This is a genomic window from Leisingera sp. ABD4_442 (assembly GCF_056160905.1).
Genome location: NZ_JBSWYB010000004.1, coordinates 65,722 through 90,233 on the forward strand (window position 1 = coordinate 65,722; position 24,512 = coordinate 90,233).

Sequence of the window (24,512 nt, forward strand, 5' to 3'; positions counted from 1 at the left end):
AATGCTGATCGCTAGCATAACCGTTACTATATCACTGTAGCGACAGTAAGAAAGAGGAAGAACCTCTGCCATCTTTTCAGTGATTTTAGTCGCCTGGCAGGCGTTCCTACCGTTGTCGGGCGACGGCGAGCCATCCCCCCTTTTTTTCTGAAGTTCGTTGCCCGGGTTCCGATCTCGCTTCAACGTATTGGCTTAGCCGAAATTTGAAGCTGCAGGACGCTGCGAGCTTATACAGCTGGTCACAGCCTGAAAGGGTTGTTGCTTCAGTTGTACCCCTTCGACGCGCAAACGAACCCTTAACGAGCCACCTCAGGGCTACTTTTGGGGCTCATTTTCGAGTATTATCTCTGATCGAAACACACTGCCTATGGTCATTGTTGCAGACCGTTCCTCGCCTTTTAGCATGCATCGTCCAACGCCTGCCTCCCACTCTACGCCGGATTCGGAAATGAACTCTTCTATGGTTGGTCTTTCTTGCAACTCTTCTAGGGCTGCCTCGAGAAGCCCCTGTCTTACAATCACACGATGGACCAAAGTATCGCCAACGATCACAGGCCGTGGCAATGAGAACTGACGCTCGCGGCCAAAAAAACGCTCTCCAAAACGAAGGGTCCGCGCTCTACTTCTTAGCTCATCTCGGGCACGCTCGTTTCGTTCATGTACCGCCTGCACTCGTTCGTCTTCCAATTTCTTTGAATATCTCTGCCTTGCTCGAAGTGATCTTCCATATGGTGAAGCGGTTGCTTCGGCAGCCGTTTCATAACCTGCTTGGCGCAACGCTTTTGACATAACACATCGCGTGGCTGCATCGTCCGCAAGTTTCAGATCCTGCTCTTCCACTATAAACGGCTTCTCTGGATCAGGATCGATAAAGGTTAAATGACTTGGTTTCCCAGCCTCAACGCCAATCTGAAGCCCACTGACAAGGCGCTGCCCTGTATGGCCCGTTGGAAAAATAATTGATTGCTTTTGTGCAATCCCCCGGGTCGGAGGAGGCCCAACTTCCCCTAACTGTCTTTCGCTGTATTTGCGCCCAGATTGGGTGCCCTTGCATTCAATTACGTGCCAGTCGCCCCTGATATCGCGAGCCACAAAATCTGGGGTCTTGTTAGGGCCGCGCTTAGCGGTCTTCTGTTGAGCTGCTCCAACTGAGGCCGCGATGTACTCTACGAAGTATCGCCCATCTACTATCCGGTCTAAATCTAAGCGTTCATTCAGCCAAAGGAGCGGCGCACCCATTCCAAAATCATCACTTAGAATAGTCTTTTGATGCGCGTCCAGGTCTGAGAAACTATTGGTCAGCCGAAGATCAGGATCAGGAGTGATGGCAGAAAGGTATCTCACCCAGGCCCAGAACTCGCTCAATGAAACCCCTGTCGTAGTGGTTGGTGTTGTGAGGTAGCCGATCAAGAGTAACATTGCGGGAAAATCAATGTCCCATGTCCGAGTTCCCTTGTGAAAGGTGCTTGGGAATGTGGGGATATGTCCTGGTCCGGGCCAGGTCGAGTCTAAAACCTCGACGGAAAGAGTTCTAATCACAATATCAATCCTTTAAAGAGATTTTCTCTGAGCTCAGGGTATCGCGTCCGCTGCTAAGCTTATCTTTGGATCTGCGATGTGCAATACTAGGGCAAATGCGCCTCAATGTGGTCCGGCTCTTGGCAATTGCTGTGAAAACGGGTGTCAGGCGGAAGAAAGTGCTTTCTGCATAGAGCTGATGTTTTGAGCGCGAAAGGACAATTGAAGTTTATCTGGTAGGGCTACGACACTAAAAAAAGTCAACATAGAGCCCACCGGCGTCACGGTCGGCGGGCTGTGTCTTGAGAGCTAAGCTGGGCCACTTGGCTTTTGGCTGAGCTTCTCCGAATTTGGTTGGCGTTCGTCATTGACAGTCCGAAGGACAAGTCTTCCATCAACCGGCAGCGCATCCATTTGCACCTCGAACCCCTCGCCATCTTTGTGAGCCCAAGCCGCAGCAATCTTGCTCCAGTAGGAATTTTTTCCATCCTTGCTGTTTCTGACAGTATATCCGAGCATGTAGGGCTGGCTGAAGCCCGGCGCTTTGTTGTAGTCTTCTTTTAGAGTAGTATCTTTTTTCATAATTCCTCCTTTTTTTCAATTATTTACATCTGAAGCACATCCTCTGCCCTTCTGCAAATCCTAACCTCTTTGTCCATACAATCGTAGCGCAAAGGAGATACGCCAACTTGATGCCAAGCGCCTTACCCCTCAGGTTGCTCGGTAGATTAGGCGCTCACCACAAACCTCTGTCGGTGAATATTCCATCGCCAAATCGCGGGCGATGGCATCATAGTCGATATAGAATTGCAGGTTCTCCGGGATCTCCCCAAACAGGCCTTCCTTGACAAACTGCTCTGCCAGTTCCCGCATGGAGGCGACGTGATAGAGGTCAATTCCGTAGTGATCAGGATCGACCTGCGGATCGAAGCCATAACCGCACTCGCGAACTGCAATGATTACATTGATCTTCTGCCAATCTTCCCACGTCTCAACGCATTCAAAATAGTCGCAAAAGTTCGCTAGGTTGACACCTATTGCCTTGGCCAGATCGCAATCGATGCGCTCACCATCGATGAACTGGATCTCAAACTCTTCAACCGTGTCTCCGTAGCAGTTCGTCAGCTCAGCAACCTTGTCGCCATACTCTTCGGCACTGGTAAAATGGAAGCCCGTCGCACTAAAGTCATAGGGCTGGGCGTAAAGGGTAGTCGTCACATCGTCCTCGCTTTCTCTTCAAAGGCAAAGCCGTCACTTAAACTCCGCGCTTGAACCTCTGCCCAGCGGCGAGCGTCCAACTTCGGCATCCGTGACGAGCCCTGCGAGGAGAGGGTTGGACGTTCGATCAAACTTTCCGGGGATGGCTCAACATCTTCTCGGGAGACCGCAAAAGCGGCGGAAGATGATTGACCCACAGCATCGCGTCACCGGATTTGATGTACGCTGTAAAAACAGGTTCCTAGCGTGTGAAACACACGCACAGATCGTCTGCCTCTGCTGTAGAGCCGTGTGGTTGGTATAGAGAAAGCTAACTTTCCCATACAAGCATTCGTGTCAAAAATTTCGCCTGGCTGTTTGCTATAGATGCAGGGAAATTAATGACTTCGATCGAAATGCTGGAATAGCTTTATGCCACTATGGGCTATAGCGTGATTTGCCAGATAGATTTCGAGTCCCTTTGCAGTGCGGATAGCCGGAACAACCCCAGAACTGCCCGCCCGCATTTGGTCCTCTTCGTGCGGTTCGCTTCACCATGGATTTGCCGCAGAAAGGACAATCCGGCACAAGAGCTACACCAGTATGTTGCGGGAGGGACGTCGTTGTAACGGGCGGTGCTTTGTGTGGCTGCGGGGCTGAGCGCTGTGGTGGTGTTACCGTCAATGCCACCGTGGATGGGGGAACAGAAACCCCCAGTTCTTTCAAATCACGTTCGGCCTGTGCCCTTGCGGCAAGTGCCTCAGTAAGCGCCCTGTCGCTCTTCGCGCGTGCAGGCAATGTGTCTAATTTTGTCCGTGTGTTTCGAAGAGTGCCCAACCCACTGCGGATCGTGGATTCCAGCTTGGCTTTCTCAGTGGCGAACCGCCCACGTAATGCCCTTTCGTCGGCAACGTCCTGAGCGTTTGGCGTCCGGTCATACTTGAACCGAGACTCGTGCCTGCGCCGCCATGCCAATAGTTTGCCGGTCATCACATCGCCAAAGCCGGGAACCCGTAGAACTGCAGGACGGTTTACATCAGCTGCGGTTTCGATACCGAAAGAAATCAGCATCGCTGTCTTCGCAGGTCCGATACCAGAGATGTTCGCACGACGTACCGAGAAGCTATCAAGATACGCCTGTCGCTGACGCGCCTCACGGTTGGACTTGAGTATCATCACCTCGCGCGCAAGCGTGTCGTCATGCCTTTTGTAGGCGGAGATCGCGGCGTCCAGATCACCACGTACTTTCACAACCTCAGTCAGTCCATTACGCTGTACAAAAGCGTTCAACTCGCGCTGCACCTGTTCATCGGTATCTTTGTAAGCCTGAACAAACCGGCTAGATGACACCTCACGATCATTGAACGTAAACCAACCCCAGATTGCCAATCCAATCCAAACGTAGAATGCTGGCGCAGCGTATATGAGCCCCACAACCGCTCCGCTCATCATGAGCAAACCAAAAAGCGCGCGCCCACGTTTACTACCCTTAGCCTCGCGCAGAGCCGCACTGGTGCCACGAACCGAAGTCGCAGGGAGCAATTCGCCAACTGTCGGGAAGCGGAACGCCAAAATTTCGCGAATGGCTTGTTCGGTGCCCCTCGAATCGGTCGGAATATTCGGGGTAACCGCCGACAGGTCCGGGAACATGTCCAGACCACTTTTGGCGGTCAGCTTGCACCATACGCAACCCTTGGCAGCACTGGGATAGTAGTGTGTCTTGACCTTGCTACAACGGCTCAGAGAGCCTTCCAGCTTCGACAAGGCGCGTATCCAGTCCAGCGCGCTAGGACGCGCGCCCGGTGACAGTCCGAATGCGTCTTCGAACGCCTTTGAAACCGTGTCTGGAAACAGATCGAGTGTTAGGGCGCCGGGCGGCGGTTTGGTCTGTGTTTGAGATTGCCGCAACTGCGAGTAGGCGAACCGGTTCTGGGCAATATCTTCGCCCATTGACGTTTCGGGGCCTTTACGGATTCCGGCGTACGGGTGCTTTCCCATCAAAAGCAAATGGAAAATCGCCACCGCCAATCCAAAATTGTCATGTGCAAGTGTGCGCTCCACTGTCGCTAGGTTTTTTCCGTGAAGCTCTGGTGGTGTGAAATCCGGTACGCCAACGACACAGGGGTAGGACGTGCCATTCAGGCGAAACTGAAAACTGTCGGCATCAATCAAGGCAACAGTTGCATCGGGCGCGACAAGAATGCCGGAATGGTTCAAATCTCCGATAACACATCCCGTTTGGTGGACCTTCCCAACGGCACGTGCAACGTTCAGCGCTGCATGTATCAGAAACCGATAGTCCGCCTTCGGAAAATGCCGCATCCGTGATTTGGGGCTGTATAGCTCGTGCAGCGGTCGATAGCCCGAAACGAGCCGCATAACAAAGCCAAGGAAACTCCCACTTTGGTCGGTTACAACTTCACCAGGGTACGCGATCAGATCAGTTTTAAAGGCAAGGCCTTCGCCCACCATCGCTCGCACTTTGTCTTCCCGCTTTGAGCGAAGATCTGCGTTATAAATTTTGACTGCTTGCCCGGCCCGCCCCTTGATCGCATAGACTTCGCCTTCTCCGCCTTTGCCAATCTGTTCAGCGACGGAGACACGGTCCTTCCCGATGACGATATCTTGCAACGTCATGCTCCCGAAATGAGAATGAGCGTTTTGTCATCGTCAGTACGTTCACAGATAGTCTTTCCTGAAAGGTAGGATCCTAGCTTCGCTGACAACTCAGGAAGCCGCCCAGCACCCGGTGCGTTATCAACTGGCCGCAACATAGGATTGAAGAACTGAGGCGATGCCGATTGGTCTAAGTGCGATAGCGCCAAGTCGCCGATACCGTCAGAAAACAGTGCGAAGGCGTCATGTGACCGCGTGTAACGCGAGATATTTAGACGGGGCTCAGGATCATCGGTCACAAAGTATGTGGTTGACGCGTATTCACCGTTTTCAGGCCAACAAAGAACATCCCATTCTTCAGTGCGGCGCGCTACGACGGCACTGTCTCCGACATGCAAGGTCAATGTTTCGTCCGGCGTTGAAACAACTGCGGCCAATGTAGATGCGAATTGGCGAGGTGCTCTTTCTCGCTTCTCCGCAATTGCCGCAATCCTGTCGCGAACTTCATCTATCCAATCTGCAAGCAATTCATCACTCGGCAAGCCCGAATTGTCATGGAACCAATCACGAAAAAGTACCTTCAACGTTCGGCACACAAGCCATGCCCCGCAAGCGCCAAACTCAGCACTTCCAGCACCATCTGATACAATGGCAAACACACAATCGCCCCGCATCACCGAGACGGCATAGGCATCTTGCAGCCTTTCCCCGCTCCGAATATGGGACGTGCCGACTTCCGAAGCAGCCGCCCACCGCCAAGCCATGGGGTTATTCCGCTACTGCCCAGCCATCCGGGGCGGTGGGGTTTACGAGCGGCACGGCATCGCCAGGGTTGGATTGCGAAACTGCGCTAAGGGAACTGGAAAGCCACTGGAACAGTTCTTTGAAGGCCAGCCCTTTTAGCTTCAGGGGCTGACGCGTGGCGATCTGCCCAAGTACACCCATGTCCGCCTGCTCAACGCCCACAGCATAGAACATGAACTCTTTGCGTTCTTCGCCCTCATGGACCCGCCGTTTTGCTTCGCCCCAGCTATCAGTTGGTGCGCCGTCAGTAATGAGGAACACCCAAGGGCGGAAGATTTTTAGCCCGTTCTCACGGATATGATCCTTTCTACCGCGCAACATATCTAGGCCAGCTGTGATCGCTTCGCCCATTGGCGTAGCTCCTCCAACTTCCAGAGTTTCGGGAAAAAAGTTGTCAACGGTAGTGAACTCATTTCGGGTTTCAACTGGGCCGAATGTAATGATTGCCAACTCTACACGCTTTGCAGCAAGCGAGTCTGACGTGAGCTCCTGTCGAAGTGTAGCCAACCCTTCATTAAGTTCTGAGATTGGAGCCCCATTCATCGAATATGATGTATCTAGCAGCAGCAATACTGGGCATCGCGGCTCTGGGTTCTCCATCAGTTCGGCGTCAACAAATGGTTCTTGTTCAAATTCGTTCATGCCTGCCCCTCAAAAATAGGATTTCGTCGCGGTATCACGTTTAGGCTGAACGCACTACACAGGACACGCGCCAAAAGGTCCATAGGCTTGATGAGACAAACACTCTTGTCGGGTCGGTTACGCGAGGATTGGCCCGATCCACTGAACACGCCACCATCTCAGTAAGGGTCAACTTTTGCGAAGTTACTTTATAGAAACGGCAGATCGGTCTGGGCCGAGGTGGTTCACACCTTTTTTGCCCAGGGGATGCAACGGGGGTGCGCAGCGACCCCCTTGCCAAGGGGGTGCGGTGTCATACACCCGCACACATCTTGCGGAACGTATCTTTTCTCTTTCTCAAATTGCCGTCACTTGCCAACTCTCACGCCCCCGACGCCTCATGAACCGAGATTAGATCTTCAACGGTTTCGCCGCGAATTCACACTGAGCCCTTGGCGAACCTTGATCGCTTGCCAGGCCTTCGCGCGCAGCACGTCGTGAACGGCGCTATAGGCAGGACGCCGTCTGTAAGCTTTGGCATCGCCTCCGCTGAAACCTGTCATAGCAGCAATTCTCTATAACTGATCGAACTGGCATAACGTAATCGGTCGGCTTGTTGTGGCGTCAATCTCGTCTGTTGCGACGCGCTATTATTTCGGCTGTTGCCTATCGGCTGAGTCTCAGTCAAGCTCCCCCAAAAGTAAAGAAATTACGTTCGCACGCAAGTAGAGGTTTAAGGAATTGGTTGATCAGTATGCCTGAAATCATCAGCTTCCAGCAAGCGATTGAAGCCACAGAAGGTGACGACAAGGCTCTCCTGATCGGCAACGGCTTTTCCGCGCAATACTTCAACTACGCGAACCTTCTGGCGGAGGCCCAGCTAGACGACGGCAGCCCCGTCAAAGCGCTGTTTGACCAACTTGGCACCGTGGATTTCGAAGCGGTTATCCGCGCTTTGGAAGACGCAACCATCGTCGAGCGAGCCTACGGAAACGACGTTCATGCAGGCGAACTCGAAGCCGACGCTCAAAGGGTAAGGGAAGCCCTCGTCACCGCCGTCAACGCGACCCATCCCGCCCATCGGGAAGACCTCGAACTCCAATATGAAAGCGCGGCGGCGTTTCTGAAGCACTTTAGCAAAGGGCAGGTCTTCACGTTAAACTATGATCTGCTGCTCTATTGGGTGAATTTGGAAAAAAGTCTTTTGACCGATGGGTTTGGCCTTGGCGAAAACGTGGAAGATGGGCGTTTCAAAGGCCCGTTCCAAGAAGGCGCATACTGCCGAACTTTCAACCTGCATGGCGGCTTACACCTTTTTCAAGACAGAGTCGGCGATGTTTACAAGGCTCTGAACGATGGTGATGGTGTCATAGCGAACATCACGCACGAGATCGCGAACAACGGACGCCTTCCCCTGTATGTAGCCGAGGGCACTTCGACATCGAAGCTGCGCAAGATCAACTCCGTCGAGTATCTCCGCCATTGCTATCGCACGTTGCAGGAAACCACTGCCGCTGTTTTCGTGTTCGGGCACAGCGCAGATCCAAACGACGCTCACATTTATGATGCAGTTTTCGGTTCAAAGGCTAAGCACGTCTATTTCGGCGTCTTCCAGCCGAACGGCGACAAGGTCACGGCCTTGGATGCCGAACTGGCTAAGTACAAGAAGCTCGGAGGAAATGGCGTCCCGTACAGTTTCTTTGACTCTGAGACCGCGCGTGTCTGGGGCGGGCCGCCAGAAGGAGAAGAAGATGCAGGCTGACGATCATGCGGTCGAAGAAATACTGGCTGAGGGACGCCGCTTCATGGTGCCGCTCTATCAGCGAAAATATCAATGGCACGACACACAGCTCATTCCATTCTGGGAGGACGTCGAAGCCAAAGCCATCGAGGTTCTGGAGGGCGAGAGCCGGTTTCAGCACTACATGGGGGCGCTGATTCTGGCCCCTATTGGAGAGGCCGCCCAGATCGGGGTGACGCCCCGTGTGCAGATTGTGGATGGCCAGCAGCGTCTGACCACCTTTCAGTTGTTCCTCGCAGCCTTGCGTGAAGTTGCCCGCAAGCACGAGTTTGAAGACGTGGCCGAGCATGTCAGCGACTACTTGTTCAACAAACTGAAGTCAAAGGACACCGACAAGCTAACCCGGTTCAAACTTACCCCGACGCCTTCGGATCAGGAGATCTTCCACGACATAGTTGAAGAGAAATACAGAACAATCAGAAGCCGGTACGGAAAGCACTACTGGGGAGGCCGCGTTCCAAAGAACACCCAGTTCCGCGCGCTTCGTGCCTATGAGGAGTTCTATCGGCTGATCGATCATTTCGCTCAGTTCGGGTCGGCTGAGTTGAGTGAAGACGATGAGTTGGACGGAGAGAACCCGACCATCGGGGATGAAACCGATACCAACGAGGCGATTCAAGCGCGCCTGGAGGCCATGCTCACTGCTCTTTTGAACCGGATGAAGCTGGTTGTTATCACCCTGGGCGAGGACGACGATGCGCAGGTGATCTTCGAGACGCTAAATTCCAAAGGTGAGCCGCTGCTCGCTATGGACCTCGTGCGCAACAACATATTCTATCGCGCCGAGAAAGAAGAGGCTGAAGTCGAAGATCTTTACCACAAACTCTGGGATCCGTTTGATCATGCTTGGTGGAAGGAGCGCGCGCCCTTTGCCCGTCCCACAAGGCCCCGGATCGACCATTTTCTGACTCACGTGTTGGCCGCTGAGACGGGGCAGAAAATCTCGATGCGCGAACTCTATGCCGAATACCGGGCGTTCGCCGTTCCAAAGGGTAAATCGCGGTTCGACAAGGTCGAGGAAGAACTCCAACTTCTTGGTAAGTACTCGCCGATTTACGAAACCCTCGAAGGTCGTTTGGTCGAGGACAAGGATCTTTACTGGCTCGGGCGCAAACTGGCGGCTTGGCAAGTCACAACGGCCTATCCCGTCGCCTTACAGGTAAATACCGCCGAAATCGAAGAGCATGAGAAGCGCCAACTATATCTCCTGATCTATTCCTATATCGTGAGACGGGCCTTGTCGGGACTGACCGCGAAGAATCTCAACCGGGTGTTTCAAGGCCTTTCTCAAGCGTTTCTTGAAAGAGCCCCGTCGGTCGAAGAGTTTGAGGAATACTTTGGTCAGCGCACCGGCGACAGCACACGTTTTCCCGGCGACCAAGAGTTTCGCCAAGGAATACTCTCGAAACCTGCATACACATTGGCCCCGCAAACGCGGATCAAGGACGTGTTATGGGAATTGGAGGAAGCCAGCCGCACTAAGTTCTCTGAAAAGACAGCTATGCCAGACGGGTTGTGGACGGAGCATGTCCTGCCTGTGTCATGGACAGCGGAATGGCCTTTCGGAGACGAGGAGTTCGTCGAACGCTGGTCCAGCGATCCCAAAGCTGAAAACCGCAACAGGGTGCTTCATACTCTCGGAAATCTGACGCTATTGACGGGCAGTCTGAATATCTCGTCTGGCAACAAAGGATTCATAGAGAAACGTGAAAAGTTGAATGAGCACACTGGTCTATTTTTGAACAAATGGTTTCTTAAAGAGGAAAACTGGAACGAGGCCTGCATAAGGGAGAGAAGTGAAGCGTTGGCGGATAAGGCGTTGGCTATCTGGCCACCGCTTTCAGTTACCGAACAGACCGCCTGATAAGCCAAGCTTTAGACAGTAATCGGTGCACTTCGCACCGACCTCAAGCAGCGTCTAGTGCACGATCGGAGCTCCAGGCTTACCGGCAGCTATTCGATCGTGAGCAAAGAGTATTTCCGACTCACCGCGAATAACTGAGAGAATACATGCAATTTATTGCCAAAGGCCCGGACGTTCCTGATGAACTGCTAATGGCTCATGAAGAAGGCAAAGTGGTTTTCTTTTGCGGAGCAGGCATCTCCTATCCTGCAGGACTGCCCGGTTTCCGTGGCCTGGTAGAAGACATCTACAAAATTGTTGGCACGCCTCCTCTGCCCATCGAGCAAGAGGCATTTGATCGTGGTCAATTTGACGCAACACTAGACCTGCTGGAGCGGCGAGTACCTGGACAACGACTGACTGTCAGGCGCGCTCTTGAAAAAGCGCTAAAGCCTAAACTCCGCCGCAAGGGGGCCACCGATACCCATTCAGCCCTACTAACACTTGCTCGTAGCCGCAGTGGAGCTGTGCGCCTAGTTACAACAAACTTTGACCGTCTATTCGAAACCGCGGCAAAACGCACAGGGCAAAAGTTTGAAGCTTATTCGGCGCCCATGCTGCCGGTTCCCAAAAACAGCCGATGGGACGGTCTGATCTATCTGCATGGACTTTTGGCACAGAAAGCTGATGGTACAACCTTGAACCGTTTGGTGCTCACCAGCGGAGACTTTGGACTGGCCTATCTAACGGAGCGTTGGGCGGCCCGCTTCGCAAGTGAGCTGTTTCGAAACTATGTCGTTTGCTTCGTGGGTTATAGCATAAACGATCCGGTTCTCCGCTATATGATGGATGCGTTGGCTGCTGATCGTATGTTGGGGGAAAGTACACCGCGTGCATGGGCATTCGGCGACTACGAACCGGGGCACCTCGAGGAAAAAACCACAGAATGGGAAGCTAAAGGAGTTACCCCGATCCTTTATGAAGTTCCCGCAGGAAGTCCCAATCACTCAGCGCTTCATAAGACATTACATTCTTGGGCTGCTACTTACCGCGATGGAATCCTCGGTAAGGAGCAGATTGTTGTTAGCCATGCTCTCGCAAGACCGTCAGCTAGCACGCAACAAGACGATTTTGTTGGCCGAATGCTCTGGGCGTTGTCGGATAAGACAGGGCTTCCGGCAAAGCGCTTTGCCGATTTCAACCCTGCGCCCTCTTTGGAGTGGTTAACGGCAGCGTTTTCGGATGAACGCTATAATCACAGTGATCTTCACCGCTTTGGCGTGCGACCGCATAACGATGACGACAGCGGGCTCCAGTTCAGCTTGATCCATCGCCCCGCTCCTTACAACCTCACGCCACCAATGACTTTAGTTTCAAACGGCAAGATGGGCTCACAGTGGGACGATGTAATGTTCCACCTATCGCGCTGGCTGTTACGCCACCTAAACGATCCAGAGTTGGTTATTTGGATCGCTCAATGTGGGGGGCAACTGCATGATCGTTGGTCATGGTTGATCAAAAACGAACTTGATCGGCTTGCTCTCTTGGAGCACGAAGGCAACTCTACAGAGTTGGATGCAATTCGTGCCGATGCGCCCAACGCCGTACCCACCCCACCAATGCGATGCCTGTGGCGTTTCTTATTGTCCGGGAGGGTGAAAACTCATTGGTCACGCTCAGATTTGTTTGCTTGGAAAAAACGATTAGCTAGGGACGGACTCACCGCAACTGTGCGTTTGGAACTAAGAGACATCCTGCAGCCGAAGATACGATTGGAGAAGCCGTTTCGATGGGGCACCGAGCAAGGCAGTGGTGACGAACCAACTCAAGTTGGACAACTCGTCAGTTGGGAATTGGTTTTGGCAACAGATCACGTTCGCTCGACGCTTAGAGATCTGACAAGTGAACATTGGTCAGTAGCTTTGCCATTGCTAGTAATGGACTTTCAGCAGTTGCTGTTGGATGCGCTAGATCTACTTCGAGAATTGGGTGGCGCTGACGATTACCGTGATGGGTCTGTATGGGCTTTACCTTCTATCAGCCCGCATTGGCAGAACCGAGGTTTCCGTGATTGGGCCACGCTGATTGAACTGTCGAGGGATGCCTGGTTAGCGGTGTTCGGGCATGACCTTGCCCGTGCCCGCCTTATCGCTAAGGCTTGGTTTGAAATTCCCTACCCAACATTCAAACGACTGGCATTATTTGCAGCGAGCCACGACGACTGCATCCCACCCAATCAGTGGGTCGGTTGGCTTTTGGCGGATAGTGCATTGTGGCTTTGGTCTTCAGATACAATGAGGGAGACGCTCCGCTTAATGGTTCTGCAAGGGCAGAGCTTGACGCCCTCAGCACAAGAAAGGCTTGAAAAAGCTATCTTGGCGGGCCCGCCGCGCGAGAGGTTTGGTGACAACCTTGAGCTAGACCGATGGCTAGATCTTAGGGATCACGCAGTTTGGCTTCGTTTGGCAAAGTTGAGTTCATCCGGCCTGAAGTTGGGAACAAGTGCGGCGAAGCGTTTGGCGGAACTGTCCGAAGCGCACCCCATTTGGCAATTGGCGAACAACGAACGCGATGAATTCTCCATTTGGAGCAGCGGCACAGGCGACCCTGACTACGAAGAAAGTCGCAAAGTAGATATTGCGCCTCGAAAACGACGCGAATTGGTTGAATGGCTAAAGCAACCATCAAGCGATCAGAGCCCTTTGTTCGAAGACACTTGGCGGGACAGCTGTCGCACAAGGTTTTTTCATAGTCTGTTCGCGTTGTGCGATCTTGCTCTTGAACGTGAGTGGCCGGTTCAGCGTTGGAACCAGGCATTGCAAACTTGGTCAGAGCGGGATGTCGCACGTCGCTCTTGGCGGTACGCTGCGCCCCTAGTCAAAACTATCCCGGATGAAGTGTTGTCGGAAATAGCCCCCACGCTTGCCTGGTGGCTCGAAGCAGTTTCCAAAGCAACAAAACGGCACGAACCGATCCTATTGGAGTTGTGCCGACGAGTGTTGGAATTACCACTTGAAACTGACTTGAGTGCTGTGGGTGAGGATGATCTAATTACGGAGGCGCTTAACCATCCGATTGGGCATGTCACTGGCGCATTAATCAATCTTTGGATGAAGCGAGAGCCAAATGACAATGATCAGCTTCCCGAGGACATTAAACCTTTCTTCTCAGAGCTTTGCGATACAACCGCTAGCCAGTTTGGCCACGGCAGGCTGTTGTTGTGCTCGAGAGCAATCGCTTTATTCCGTGTTGACCGGGGTTGGTCTGAGAAATGGTTGCTACCGCTTTTTGATTGGAAGCGAAATGAGGTAGAAGCCCGGGCGGCCTGGCAAGGTTTCCTTTGGTCACCGCGGATTTTTCCGCCACTGATGACAGCGCTCAAACCACAGCTACTAGAGACTGCCCCTCACTACGACGACCTGGGTGAGTGCGCCCGCCAGTTCGCAGCTCTTCTTACCTACATGGCCCTGGAACCTATCGAAGACTACGAGGTGGAGGAGTTTCGCACTGCCATTGCTGCGCTGCCTAAAGAAGCATTGCGGGAATGTGTACAGACACTTACGCAAGCGCTTGAAGGAGCTAGCGGTCAAAGAGAGGATTATTGGAAAAATCGAGTGCTACCTTTCTGGCAGCACATCTGGCCCAAGTCATTCCATCTTGCTTCACCATCACTCGCTGAACGCCTTGCACAATTGAGTATAGCTGCTGGGCTTGAGTTCCCTTCGGCCCTTGCTTCAGTTTCTGATTGGTTGCGCCCAATTGAACACCCAAACTACGTTGTGCATCAACTTCACGAAGCTAAGCTTTGTAGTCAATTTCCAGAGCAAGCATTACAGCTTCTGAGTTTGATCATTGACGACCAGCCCTGGCCCCCCAGTGAACTAAGAAACTGCTTGGACGAAATCGCACGTGCTGCTCCCAACTTAGCCGAGAACACAGATTTCCAAAGGCTTGACGGATATCTTAGGAGGCGTGATGGTTGAATGCACAGGATTTAGACGGGCAAATCGGCTTGGAATTGTGTGCCGTAAATCCTCACCTCTCCGACCTGCACCACAGCACTTCCTGCGGCGAATGTCTGCTCGCCGCCACTCGCATTTGGAAAGTCATAAATTGCAGTGATTTGTAGCTTCTGCAGTGAAGGTCCGGTTTTCCCGACACCCGTTCTTCGAAAGTACGAGACTGTAAGTGTGCTTTAGTCATCTGAGTGATATTAGGTAAGAAACGTTGACATTTGGGGAGTTTTGTGAGACTTTATTTCTATCAACGCCATGAAAGCGTTTGGACTTTCTTGAAATCGCGCTGACAATCACCAAATAACAGCAAGCTACTGTGCAGACCCCAATCCTGCAGTAAGAGCCTTGCACGCCAAAGCGTCGAGCCATGTGTTCCGCTGTGCGTATTTTCAACCAGAAGCACACTGAGAGGCTGACCGCACTGTTGCGGTCAGGAAGCGTACCTGCATGCCACCACATCTAGCCAAATACAGAAAGCACCTTGCTCCGTTTGGGCTGAGCGAGGCACGTGAAGAAGAGATTATCCACATGGTTTACAATGCCATGGACAGCTTTGTCAGCCGGGCCTTTGAGGATGATCCCACACAAATCTGTATCGAAGGTCAGGTGGAGAAAAATGCATTGGCGGAGCCTACTATGCTAAACTCGGCAGGTCATGCTGTCGCGCCGCAGAACTTGTCCGAAACATTCAACGCCACGAAAGGAACACGATAGATAATGCCAAAACAAAAACTACAAAAAGCTGTCATCTATTGCCGTGTTTCAGGCACCAAGCAGGTACGCGAAGGTGATGGTCTAGGGTCACAGGAGACAAGGTGTAGAGAATTTGCAGGCCACAAAGGCTACGAAGTGGTCAAAGTATTCAAGGATGACATGAGCGGCAAGCTAGCTGCACGTCCCGCCATGATGGATATGCTGCAGTTCCTGCGCAAGAACCGCAAAGCTGGCACGATTGTCATTATCGACGACATAAGCCGTCTGGCACGTGGGCTGGAGGCGCATTTGCAGCTTCGGGCCTCACTGGCGAAAGCGGGAGGAAAGTTGGAAAGCCCCTCGATTGAGTTTGGCGAAGATTCAGACAGTCTCCTGGTCGAAAACCTCCTTGCCAGTGTTGCTCAGCACCAGCGTGAGAAGAATGGCGAGCAAACCAAGAACCGCATGCGTGCCAGAATGCAGAACGGGTATTGGGTGTTCGGTGCACCTCTTGGATACAAATTCGAAACCAAATCGGGTCACGGCAAAGTCCTTGTCCGTGATGAACCTGTCGCGTCTATCATCGCAGAAGCAATGGAGCGGTTTGCTTCGGGGCGCTTACAATCAAAGACCGAGGTCACGCGCTTTCTGGAAGGAAAACCGGCATTTCCAAAGAACCGGGCGGGTAATGTTCACCTGACGCGTGTCATAGAACTGTTCAATCGCCTGATCTATGCAGGGTATATCTCGCACGAAGATTGGGGATTGCATCTGGTTCCGGCAAAGCATGAAGCTCTTGTCAGTTATGAGACATTCCAGGCGGTGCACAAGCGGCTCAACGAGGCAGCATGCGCTCCAGCACGAAAAGACTTGAACGAAGACTTCCCTTTGCGTGGATTTGTCACCTGCGGGCATTGTGAACAGCCCATGACCGCGTGTTGGTCCAAAGGTCGGAGCGCCAAATACCCATACTATCTGTGCGACACAAAAGGCTGTGTCGAATATCGAAAGTCCTTCCGCAGGGAAAAGCTCGAAGGCGAGTTTGAACTTCTGCTCCAAGATCTGCGGCCAAGCGCAAACCTGATTGCCATGGCGTTCGCAATGTTCCGAGACTTGTGGCAGGCGCGCCTTCAATCTGCCGAAGACGAAAGGCAGTCGATGCGGAAGCAATTGACCCAACTGGACCGCAAGTCGGCCCAGATTCTTGACCGCCTGATCGATACGAACAGTGCCACGTTGATCAATGCCTATGAGGAACGACTGCGTGAGATAGAGGAACAAAAGACATTTCTGGCTGAAAAAATCCAGAAATGCGGCAAACCCATTGCCCCCTTCGACCAAGTTTATCGAACCGCTTTCGATTTCCTCGGAAACCCCAGCAAACTATGGGCTTCTGAGCGCTTTGAGGACAAGCGCGCGGTACTGAAATTGGTCTTTGCGGAGAGGTTACCCTATACCCGAAATGAGGGTTATCGAACCGCTCAAACCTCCTTACCTTTCAAGGCTTTGGAGGACTTTCGCCTGGGAAAGTTTGAAATGGTGCCCCCACACGGACTCGAACCGCGGACCTACTGATTACAAATCCCTGACAGAAAATCATCCTAAGGTGATCCGAACTCGTCCATAAACTTCCAGTGGCATCCATTTTTTCATTTGTTACAATAAATTTGACCATCGCGCCTGCTGCAGATCGAAGGAAGCCGCATCCATCAACGTCCGGAAACGTCCGACATAATCTGGGCAATTTTGTCCCCCAATTGTCCCCCAGAGCTCATGAAACGAGAACTGACAGACAGATACCTCAAATCGCTGGTGCCTCCCGAGGCCGGGCGCATTGAGGTTTCCGACACCAAACGCCCCGGCCTGCGGTTTCGATTGTCCTATACGGGCCGGGCAGTCTGGATGTTTGAAAAGCGGGTTAGGGGCGGGCCCAAAAGGAAGCACACACTGGGCTCGTGGCCCGAGCCGGTCAGCCTTTCTGAAGCAAGAGCCATAGCACTTGAGCTGGAAGCAGAAGCCGCCAAGGGAATTGATCGAATTGCCGAAGCAGAAGAAGAGCGCCTCCTGAGCGAAGCAGCCAATGCTGAAATTCTGACTGTACAGGAAGCGATCGAAACATATTTCGACCTTCACCTGGCCAGCCTGAGAACTGGCCGGGAACGGCGCCGGCAAATTGAAACTGCGTTGCGCGAACATGTAGGCAGAAAAATAACCGAACTCAGCCGCACCATTCTCCAGCAGGCTGTGGATGCCAAGGCACGAGAAGGGCGTCTCGTGTATGCAAACCGGATCCGCGCTGCGCTAAAGGCTTTTTCCAGATGGTGCTGGAACCGCGGCTACATCCACGAAGACGTGGGCTCTGGTATCGGGCCAGCTGCGAGAGAGAAAGCCCGCGAAAGAGTTCTTTCCATAACCGAGGTCAGAGCCATTTGGGCAGCAACCTTTGACATGGGCGCACTGTGGGGACCGTTCTTCAGGATTCTGTTGCTCACCGCCCAACGCCGCGGAGAAATCCTCGCGCTCAGGCGCTCTGAGATCAGTGTTGAGAAGGCGCAAATCGTGAAACCTGGCTCAACGACTAAGAACGGCAAGACACATACGACACACTTGTCCGCCGCCGCTCTGGAGGAGATTAGGGCAATTTGCGACGGGTTGCCCGACAGCAATTCTACCGCATTGTTGTTCACGACGACTGGCGTTACCCCCGTGTCAGGAATTAGCCGCGCTAAAGCTCGGCTAGACAGATTGCTGGGGGCCGATTTTGAGCCATGGCGGATCCACGACATCCGGACTGCATTTGCAACCTCGATGGCTGAGGCCGGGGTTCCAGAGGCCGTTGCCGACAGAGTTCTGAACCATTCCGCCAGCGGCTCGGCTCCTAGTGCTGTAGCCCGCGTCTACAATCAGTCCGAGCTCCTGCCGCAAAGGGCGCACGCTTTAGACAAATGGGGCGCTCTGGTTGTTGGCGGTTCATCTAACGTTGTCAGGCTGGAGGCGTCTCAGTGACCAGTGAAAGAGAACACGTTCATGTTCACAATGTGCTCCAAAAAATCGACGATCTTCTGGATGGGGCGCTGCCTAGTGGCGAAAAGATCATCGATGGCTATGTAATCGATGCAGAAAATAACAAACATCCTTCGCCACCATCCATCGGGGTTACAAAAGATCTCAAAAGTGATGGATTCATCTGGCGCGCCAGCGCGGACCTGATGTGGGCAATTTGCGAAAGAGTCGACGCGCTTATCGTAGCCAAACCTGGTGAAAAATGCAGAAAAGTGCTCACTCGCGACTTTGGCTGCCCACCAGCCCCTGGCAAATTAAGAAATCAGTACTTCGACATCTCGACCGCCAAGACTATTGCAGAGGAGTTCGTCGTTGTGTGCCAAAGTGGTTCTCGAAGCGGAAGCATTGGAGAGAATGTCTTTCTTCACTCAAAAGACTTCAAAAAATATCTACCTGCCCTTGCCCATTGTGAGGGTTTGGATCGGCTACCGTATTTGGATTCTGCAAGGATATCAGCCTGGATGCAGGACCAAGACTTTGAAAAGTCTCCGCAAGAGCTAAAGCGGCTGGTGGGCGTTGCCCGCGAGCGTGAAGCTACAATAATAATTGTCGAGGCTGCCGACACAGGTGGTGAATTCAAGAAAGAGATAATGGAAGCGCAGCTATCAGACCTTGGACCACAATCCTTTAAGCGCGCTTGGGAACGTGCCAGAGAACTCCGCCCCTGGATCGGAAATGCTGGGCGGAAACCGAAATCGTGACACCTTAATCGTGACACCAATTTAATCGCAGCATCTATTTCACATAGATTTTACCACCGAATGTACTCGCACATCCAACAATGTCTGCGAGGACAAGATGACCAAGCGTTTCTACAAAATCACCGAAGCCGTCGAATACTGCGGCCTTAGCCGCAGCGTGCTTTACGAGGCCCATAAGCGCGGGGAACTGGTATTTACCAAGTTCGGCGGCGCGACCCGGATCGAGCGCGCCGACCTGGACGACTACCTCAATCGGAAAGCCAAAAAGGTCGCCACCTAAGGAATGCCCCCACTTACCCGATCGGGTCAGCAGGGGCTTCTTCACTTAGATTTGCGTCCCTAAGATATCTTTCTCTGCCCGGTTTTTCAACTTTGGAAGACCAATCATGCAACAGCCAGATCCAAACAACCGCCAACGGCGGGTGGCTCATTTGCGCCGCCGGTACGGCTTCTCGGAGCATCTCGCACGCCTCGTAGCTGAGCTTCTTTATGGGGAGTCGCCGGAATGACAACAATCACCTCTGATAGCGCCAAATTCCAAGAACCTGTGCAGGCTCCGCGCTTGCCCAGTTCAAAGCAGCAGACCTGCCTCGCTGTTTGGAAACGCAGGAACCTTTCCACTGCGGCCAGACAAGCGCCTCCTGCGAAAGCCCTTTCAGTTTCCAAGCGCCGCGACTTCACTGCTGCTGCGCTCAGGATTCCATATGGTGACAAAACTCATCTCACCCCAAGAAGTGGAACAACCGTTCCAGATATGCCCTTAGGCTGTAGGGCGGTCAGATGAGCGGCCCGGCTAGAACTTCTTCTCTTTCCAACCCAGAGACACGCGCATCTCACCCGCATCACGAGACGGCGGATGCTTATTCGAGAGTTGTTGCGAAACTGAACAAACGCTGGCGTTTGGTCGTTTGCAAGGATGGCTTGCAGTGGATTCTGCAGCGTAGACGCGGTCTGAGATGTGGCCGGGCGCGTTGGACGGGCCGTTCCTACTTCATCACCCGGAAGGCGCTGATCAAAGTCAGCCACGCCTTGTGCGGAGAAATTGCTCCTGAAGCGCTAGCCCTGATCCAGGCGCTTCCCGAGGTTTTTCCGCGGGTCGACCGGACAAGCAAATGAGCCCGCAATCAAACCCTGGCTCGACCGGCAATGGGAAGCCACCGGCTGACGTTATGGCAAAACTTGCCTCTAATGGGTTCAGCCTACTCCCACTCGGCGGCGGAGACGACGGAAAGTCACCGCTACTGGAGTTTTCCCAAAAGCCGCGAATCCCGCTTCGGCAGGTTCTCGGTCCGATGTTCGGGTGTAACTCAGGCTGCTTTGGAATTCGGCTTGAAGGGCTGACAGTCCTGGACTGCGACATTGACGATCTGGACACTGTTAAGATGCTCGAAACCCGTTTCGGAGAGTCCGCCTGCCACGTGAAGACCTCCCGCGGCCGCCACCTCTACTACCGCGGGCAATTGGACGTGAGGCCAAGCCTGCGCGAAGAGGGATTGCCTGTTGATGTCAAATCCGGTGTGAACAGCTATGTGGTTGGCCCTGGATCGCTGCGCCCCGATGGCGGCCGCTACACTATAGTAAAGGGCCGTCTATCGTTGGCTGAGCTCAGCAGCATCCGGCAGGTGAACCCAAGAACGCCAGCCATCAGGCCAATTGCCTGTGGCGAGAGGCATGTGCGGTTGACGAAGGAAGCGCGGGCGATGGTTGAATTCGTGGACACTGCAGAGGAGCTGGCGGCCAATTTGCTGTACATCCGGGATGAGCAATGCGAGGAGCCCGGCACGATGACTGACGCAGAGGTCCAAAAGATCGCCGAATGGGCCTGGCAGAAGCGCCTTGAAGGCAAGCTCTACAGTCCCCAACAGAACGAACTGCGCATCAGGAGACAGTCTCTTGCCGTACTCCGTGAACTCCCCAGCTTTACAGATGCCATCAGCCTCTACGTGACCCTGCTGGAATGCCATGGCCATATCCCAGGCAAGAGGTTCGCACTAAACCACCAGAGAATGCGTGTAACGCGACGGACCGATCTTTCCCGTGAGCGGTTTCTTTCCGCGCGCCGCGCTCTTCAAGAAACCGGGTTTCTTGTAGTTGCCAGCAAGGCCGTAACAGGAGAGAGAGCAACCTTGTACCAGCTAGCTAATCCAATTGCATCTGGCCTGCCTTCTACAATCCTGCGCCACCAGTTCCGCTAGAAAAAGGTCTTTAGTTACATTAGTGGACGGGATCCCGTTCAACGGCATTACCCGTTCCAAATGGCATTCAGCGCATCATGGGACAAGGGCGGAGCCTCCAAATGAAGGCCACTTTTCCTTTTGACAGCCAACGGTGGTCGAAACTCGCACATAGCAGTGGCAGGTTCGTCATGCTGTGGGCGGGGCAACCGGGCCCGATCCGCGATCACGTCGTCGAGGCTGTTCCACATCGACTTCCCCGTGGCATCAGACCCGGCGCGCTATCGATACCTGGGTCTTGCCGGCACCGCCCTGGTCCGCTGCTCCCGGCTTCGATCCCGCAGCTTGGCCAGCGTCTCGCAGGGGCCCGCCGTGTCACGGATCAGCTTCGTGGCGACATGTGTGTAGCGTTCCGTGGTCTCGAGTTTGGCATGCCCGAGCAGCACCTGGCTCACCCGCACGTCCGTCCCGGCCTCCAGAAGGTGCGTCGCGAAGCTATGCCGCAGCGTGTGCAGCGTGCTGCCCGGCTTCTTGATCCCCGCGATGAGATTTGCCGAGCTGAAGGCGCGGTGGAGCTGGCGCGACGAGAGGGGGTTGATCTTGGGCTTGCCCGGAAACAACCCGCCCTCGGGCCGCACCTCGCGCCAGTACTGGCGCAGCAGGTTCAGCAATCCCGGCTACAGGCCGAAGGTATCAACGTAGATCGGTTCGCCAGTCTCATACATCTTCTACTTCGCTGCGTTTGCTGCCTCGATTTGCAGAAGGGCTGCGTCGCGGTCCGTCCACAGGAAACCATCCGACGCATCATGCCCGACACCATGGCGATCTTCTTGATGCGGTGGTCGGTCACGGCTGCCGATGCGATGATTGAACCGCCTTGGCAGAGCCGGATGGTGATCTCTGAGCTTCTGCGCGATCTGGATCGCTCACGCGCCTTCTTTGCCGAAAGCGCCACGCATGACTATCCCGTTACCCAGCTTGTTGCCGACGCGATGAAGGCCGGCACCCTTCGTCAGGCCGACCCAGCATTTGCAACGGGTCAACTGCTCGCCCTTGTAAAGAACTTCTTCTTCTGGCCCGAGTTTCTGTTGGGCGAAAAACAAAAGTCCGATGGCATCATGAAGGAATGCGTGGCGATGTTCCTGTCGCATTATGGGAAGCGAGGATAGAGCGTTCTTGCGAAACGTGTCTCGCTACAGAACCGGCCTTGGTGGAGGCCGCAGCGAAGGTTCAGAACCCATCAGTGCTGCTTTCCGCTATGATCACAAAGCTCGCACAGCGGCCATTCAAACCCAAAACTTAAAATGTCCGTTTGGTCCCGCATTGCAGTTGTTCACGCCGGGCGGTTTCTGGACTCTTGGCTGCGGAAGTCAACGAAGGGCCGCAACGGAGCCCATAGCTGTCCTTGATGGCTTCCAGGTATTTGCGCGCGCAGCAGGTTGCGAACGGGACTATTTTGTTGAAAAACTCTTGGTTGATCGGGGCGTAGGTCACTGATTCAATTCGTCCTGTAGGGAGGGATTGGCGATGATGGGACCGTGGCAGGAAGCTCAGGCGGCGCTGTTCTACGAATTCTCGCTGGAAGATCATGTGCCGCAGGATCACCTATTGCGCTCGATTGATCGGTTCGTCGATCTGAGCAGCATCCGCACCCATCTGGCGGACTTCTACAGCCATACGGGCCGTCCTTCGGTCGATCCGGAATTACTGATCCGGATGCTGTTGATTGGCTATTGCTTCGGCATCCGATCCGAGCGGCGGCTCTGTGAGGAAGTGCATTTGAACCTCGCCTACCGGTGGTTCTGCCACCTTGATCTGAATGACCGAGTGCCGGACCACTCGACGTTTTCCAAGAACAGGCACGGCCGTTTCCGCGAGAGCGAACTGCTGCGCCACTTGTTCGAGACGACGGTGGCGCGATGCATCGAGGAAGGTCTGGTCAGCGGCCAGCGCATGGCGATTGATGCCAGTCTGATCGAGGCGGATGCTAACAAGCAGAACTCGACGCCGAAGGAAGATTGGGACGCATCGAGCATCGATCCCACCGATGCGCCTCGCGCTGTCCGCGAGTATCTCGACACGCTGGATGAGGCCGCGTTTGGCGCGGCCAGCGAGGTGCAGCCGAAGTTCACCTCGCATTCTGACCCGGCGAGCCAGTGGACAGCAGCTCGCAAAGGCCCAGCATTCTTTAGCTATTCCGACAATTATCTGATCGACACTGACCATGGCGTGATCGTCGATGTGGAAGCAACCAGATCCATCCGGCAGGCTGAAGTAGGGTCGACCAAGACGATGTTGAAGCGCGTGAAGGAGAGGTTCGATCTACATCCTGAACGGCTGATCGCCGACACCGCTTACGGCACTGCGCCGCTTCTGGGCTGGCTGGTCGACCGCGAGATCGCGCCGCACATTCCGGTCTTCGACAAGTCAGGCCGCAACGATGGCACCTGGACCCGTGCCGACTTCGATTGGGATGCACAGAACGATCAGTATATCTGCCCGGAAGGTCATGCCCTCAAGAAGTTCCGCCGCAATTACTCCGACCCGAACCGCGGGCCGACCGGCAAAGGCACCGCTCGATACCGCGCTTTGAAGGACGTCTGCCAAGCCTGCCCATCGAAATCTAAGTGCTGCCCCAATGCCGATGCACGCAAAATCACTCGCGAAGAACATGAAGACGCCCGCCAGGTTGCTCGAGACATCTCCAAGACGCGCCAGTATGACATCTCGATGAAACTCCGAAAGAAGGTCGAGATGCTCTTCGCCCACCTCAAACGCATTCTCGGCCTGGGCCGTCTTCGATTACGAGGCCCATGCGGCGCAAACGACGAATTCCTCCTCGCCGCCACAGCCCAAAACCTCCGCAAACTGGCGAAGATCTTTCCCGCACCGCAGCAAACGCGCAAAGCCTGATCAGAAAGGAGCTCGAACTGAGTTCAGCGCGCTAAATTCTGCGGCAGCAACACGTTGTTTTTCCACAGAATCGGACCCTTGCTGCCGTTCGCCGCAGGTGCAGCTTGGACATCAAACTATGTCCGCTTCACTGCACATAGAGGCCTTTGCAAGGTTGTTGGAGTGCCCCGGAAGCCGACACTGGTGCCGTCTACGTTGGACAGATGATCTGAGCCTGCGATTGCTGGTTATTTTCTGCCTGGACACTTCACGCTAGCCGGGTGCCTTTAGGCATAGGCCGCTTCCACGGCCGTGGCGAATGCGCGAGCTGCGGCACTGATGTAGTCTCTGGGTGGAAATACCGCGTAGACGCCAAGAACTTCTACAGCCACTTTTGGAAAGAGCGCGACCAAACGGCCTTCCCGCAGTTCCTTTTCAACAAACAGATCGGGCAGGTAGGCAATTCCCAGTATCGTCCTTAAGCGCGACGTCGTTTAGATCGCACAAGAACAGCTCCCCTTGGACAGGGGCACGTGCCTGTCCATCAGTTCCCCTTCACCGCTTTTGATAGGG

At 54.0% G+C, this 24,512-nt stretch carries 18 protein-coding genes and 1 pseudogene; 11 read left to right on the top strand and 8 right to left on the bottom strand.

Annotated features, from left to right (window positions below; genetic code table 11):
* Positions 1 to 315: 315 nt before the first annotated feature.
* From ACXAHG_RS05150 to ACXAHG_RS05175, 6 genes are all read right to left on the bottom strand, one after another.
* Positions 316 to 1,365, bottom strand: a complete 1,050-nt coding sequence (locus ACXAHG_RS05150) for a hypothetical protein (RefSeq protein ID WP_475056240.1) — start codon at positions 1,363 to 1,365, stop codon at positions 316 to 318.
* A 462-nt stretch (positions 1,366 to 1,827) separates the two neighbouring features.
* Complete coding sequence (locus ACXAHG_RS05155; protein WP_475056241.1) at positions 1,828 to 2,100, bottom strand: hypothetical protein; 273 nt, start codon at positions 2,098 to 2,100, stop codon at positions 1,828 to 1,830.
* 129 nt (positions 2,101 to 2,229) lie between these two features.
* Positions 2,230 to 2,736 (bottom strand): antirestriction protein ArdA, encoded by a 507-nt coding sequence (locus ACXAHG_RS05160; protein WP_475056243.1) that lies wholly within the window; start codon positions 2,734 to 2,736, stop codon positions 2,230 to 2,232.
* A 417-nt stretch (positions 2,737 to 3,153) separates the two neighbouring features.
* Positions 3,154 to 5,352, bottom strand: coding sequence for a topoisomerase DNA-binding C4 zinc finger domain-containing protein (locus ACXAHG_RS05165; protein ID WP_475056244.1), 2,199 nt, complete (start codon positions 5,350 to 5,352; stop codon positions 3,154 to 3,156).
* Positions 5,349 to 6,095, bottom strand: a complete 747-nt coding sequence (locus ACXAHG_RS05170; protein ID WP_475056246.1) for a PP2C family serine/threonine-protein phosphatase — start codon at positions 6,093 to 6,095, stop codon at positions 5,349 to 5,351. The genes ACXAHG_RS05165 and ACXAHG_RS05170 overlap by 4 nt, the downstream gene beginning before the upstream one ends.
* A gap of 4 nt (positions 6,096 to 6,099) precedes the next feature.
* On the bottom strand, positions 6,100 to 6,777 hold the full coding sequence (locus tag ACXAHG_RS05175) for a vWA domain-containing protein (RefSeq protein WP_475056247.1): 678 nt from the start codon (positions 6,775 to 6,777) through the stop codon (positions 6,100 to 6,102).
* Positions 6,778 to 7,510: 733 nt separating this feature from the next.
* Here ACXAHG_RS05175 and ACXAHG_RS05180 point away from each other — a divergent pair.
* The 9 genes from ACXAHG_RS05180 to ACXAHG_RS05220 all read left to right on the top strand — a co-directional run bounded on the left by ACXAHG_RS05180 (position 7,511) and on the right by ACXAHG_RS05220 (position 21,068).
* Positions 7,511 to 8,518 (top strand): DUF4917 family protein, encoded by a 1,008-nt coding sequence (locus ACXAHG_RS05180; RefSeq protein ID WP_475056249.1) that lies wholly within the window; start codon positions 7,511 to 7,513, stop codon positions 8,516 to 8,518.
* Positions 8,508 to 10,421 (top strand): DUF262 domain-containing protein, encoded by a 1,914-nt coding sequence (locus ACXAHG_RS05185; RefSeq protein WP_475056251.1) that lies wholly within the window; start codon positions 8,508 to 8,510, stop codon positions 10,419 to 10,421. The genes ACXAHG_RS05180 and ACXAHG_RS05185 overlap by 11 nt, the downstream gene beginning before the upstream one ends.
* A 146-nt stretch (positions 10,422 to 10,567) precedes the next feature.
* Positions 10,568 to 14,383, top strand: coding sequence for an anti-phage defense-associated sirtuin Dsr1 (dsr1, locus tag ACXAHG_RS05190; protein WP_475056252.1), 3,816 nt, complete (start codon positions 10,568 to 10,570; stop codon positions 14,381 to 14,383).
* A gap of 480 nt (positions 14,384 to 14,863) precedes the next feature.
* Entirely contained in the window at positions 14,864 to 15,130 is a 267-nt protein-coding gene (locus tag ACXAHG_RS05195; RefSeq protein ID WP_475056254.1) for a hypothetical protein, read from the top strand.
* Between the two features lie 3 nt (positions 15,131 to 15,133).
* Positions 15,134 to 16,684: a recombinase family protein gene (locus ACXAHG_RS05200; RefSeq protein ID WP_475056255.1), complete on the top strand. Its 1,551-nt coding sequence runs from the start codon at positions 15,134 to 15,136 to the stop codon at positions 16,682 to 16,684.
* Positions 16,685 to 16,882: 198 nt separating this feature from the next.
* Positions 16,883 to 18,115 carry a tyrosine-type recombinase/integrase gene (locus tag ACXAHG_RS05205; RefSeq protein WP_475056257.1) on the top strand — a complete coding sequence of 411 codons (1,233 nt, stop codon included), beginning with the start codon at positions 16,883 to 16,885 and terminating at the stop codon, positions 18,113 to 18,115.
* A complete protein-coding gene (locus ACXAHG_RS05210) occupies positions 18,112 to 18,873 on the top strand; it encodes a hypothetical protein (RefSeq protein WP_475056259.1) in 762 nt (253 codons plus the stop codon). Before ACXAHG_RS05205 ends, ACXAHG_RS05210 begins: the two co-directional genes overlap by 4 nt.
* A 97-nt stretch (positions 18,874 to 18,970) precedes the next feature.
* On the top strand, positions 18,971 to 19,153 hold the full coding sequence (locus ACXAHG_RS05215) for a helix-turn-helix domain-containing protein (RefSeq protein ID WP_475056260.1): 183 nt from the start codon (positions 18,971 to 18,973) through the stop codon (positions 19,151 to 19,153).
* Between the two features lie 889 nt (positions 19,154 to 20,042).
* Positions 20,043 to 21,068 (top strand): bifunctional DNA primase/polymerase, encoded by a 1,026-nt coding sequence (locus ACXAHG_RS05220; protein WP_475056357.1) that lies wholly within the window; start codon positions 20,043 to 20,045, stop codon positions 21,066 to 21,068.
* A gap of 260 nt (positions 21,069 to 21,328) precedes the next feature.
* On the opposite strand, the pseudogene ACXAHG_RS05225 reads toward ACXAHG_RS05220, so the two are convergent.
* Positions 21,329 to 21,724: pseudogene (locus tag ACXAHG_RS05225) on the bottom strand (tyrosine-type recombinase/integrase); the annotation flags it as partial.
* A 129-nt stretch (positions 21,725 to 21,853) separates the two neighbouring features.
* On the opposite strand from ACXAHG_RS05225, the gene ACXAHG_RS05230 reads away from it, so the two are divergent.
* Positions 21,854 to 22,216 (top strand): TetR/AcrR family transcriptional regulator C-terminal domain-containing protein, encoded by a 363-nt coding sequence (locus tag ACXAHG_RS05230; RefSeq protein WP_475056261.1) that lies wholly within the window; start codon positions 21,854 to 21,856, stop codon positions 22,214 to 22,216.
* A 358-nt stretch (positions 22,217 to 22,574) separates the two neighbouring features.
* Positions 22,575 to 23,960, top strand: coding sequence for an IS1182 family transposase (locus tag ACXAHG_RS05235; protein ID WP_475056263.1), 1,386 nt, complete (start codon positions 22,575 to 22,577; stop codon positions 23,958 to 23,960).
* A gap of 266 nt (positions 23,961 to 24,226) precedes the next feature.
* Here ACXAHG_RS05235 and ACXAHG_RS05240 read toward each other — a convergent pair whose 3' ends face one another.
* Positions 24,227 to 24,412 (bottom strand): LysR substrate-binding domain-containing protein, encoded by a 186-nt coding sequence (locus ACXAHG_RS05240; RefSeq protein WP_475056358.1) that lies wholly within the window; start codon positions 24,410 to 24,412, stop codon positions 24,227 to 24,229.
* Between the last annotated feature and the right edge of the window lie 100 nt (positions 24,413 to 24,512).

What these genes read in the sequence shown, in the direction of transcription:
- ACXAHG_RS05230 (WP_475056261.1), top strand. Translation starts at nt 21,854, where the DNA reads ATGCCCGACACCATGGCGATCTTCTTGATGCGGTGGTCGGTCACGGCT.
- ACXAHG_RS05205 (WP_475056257.1), top strand. Translation starts at nt 16,883, where the DNA reads ATGAAACGAGAACTGACAGACAGATACCTCAAATCGCTGGTGCCTCCC.
- ACXAHG_RS05155 (WP_475056241.1), bottom strand. Translation starts at nt 2,100, where the DNA reads ATGAAAAAAGATACTACTCTAAAAGAAGACTACAACAAAGCGCCGGGC.
- ACXAHG_RS05165 (WP_475056244.1), bottom strand. Translation starts at nt 5,352, where the DNA reads ATGACGTTGCAAGATATCGTCATCGGGAAGGACCGTGTCTCCGTCGCT.
- ACXAHG_RS05170 (WP_475056246.1), bottom strand. Translation starts at nt 6,095, where the DNA reads ATGGCTTGGCGGTGGGCGGCTGCTTCGGAAGTCGGCACGTCCCATATT.
- ACXAHG_RS05185 (WP_475056251.1), top strand. Translation starts at nt 8,508, where the DNA reads ATGCAGGCTGACGATCATGCGGTCGAAGAAATACTGGCTGAGGGACGC.
- ACXAHG_RS05220 (WP_475056357.1), top strand. Translation starts at nt 20,043, where the DNA reads ATGGCAAAACTTGCCTCTAATGGGTTCAGCCTACTCCCACTCGGCGGC.
- ACXAHG_RS05200 (WP_475056255.1), top strand. Translation starts at nt 15,134, where the DNA reads ATGCCAAAACAAAAACTACAAAAAGCTGTCATCTATTGCCGTGTTTCA.
- ACXAHG_RS05195 (WP_475056254.1), top strand. Translation starts at nt 14,864, where the DNA reads ATGCCACCACATCTAGCCAAATACAGAAAGCACCTTGCTCCGTTTGGG.
- ACXAHG_RS05215 (WP_475056260.1), top strand. Translation starts at nt 18,971, where the DNA reads ATGACCAAGCGTTTCTACAAAATCACCGAAGCCGTCGAATACTGCGGC.
- dsr1 (WP_475056252.1), top strand. Translation starts at nt 10,568, where the DNA reads ATGCAATTTATTGCCAAAGGCCCGGACGTTCCTGATGAACTGCTAATG.
- ACXAHG_RS05175 (WP_475056247.1), bottom strand. Translation starts at nt 6,777, where the DNA reads ATGAACGAATTTGAACAAGAACCATTTGTTGACGCCGAACTGATGGAG.
- ACXAHG_RS05180 (WP_475056249.1), top strand. Translation starts at nt 7,511, where the DNA reads ATGCCTGAAATCATCAGCTTCCAGCAAGCGATTGAAGCCACAGAAGGT.
- ACXAHG_RS05235 (WP_475056263.1), top strand. Translation starts at nt 22,575, where the DNA reads ATGATGGGACCGTGGCAGGAAGCTCAGGCGGCGCTGTTCTACGAATTC.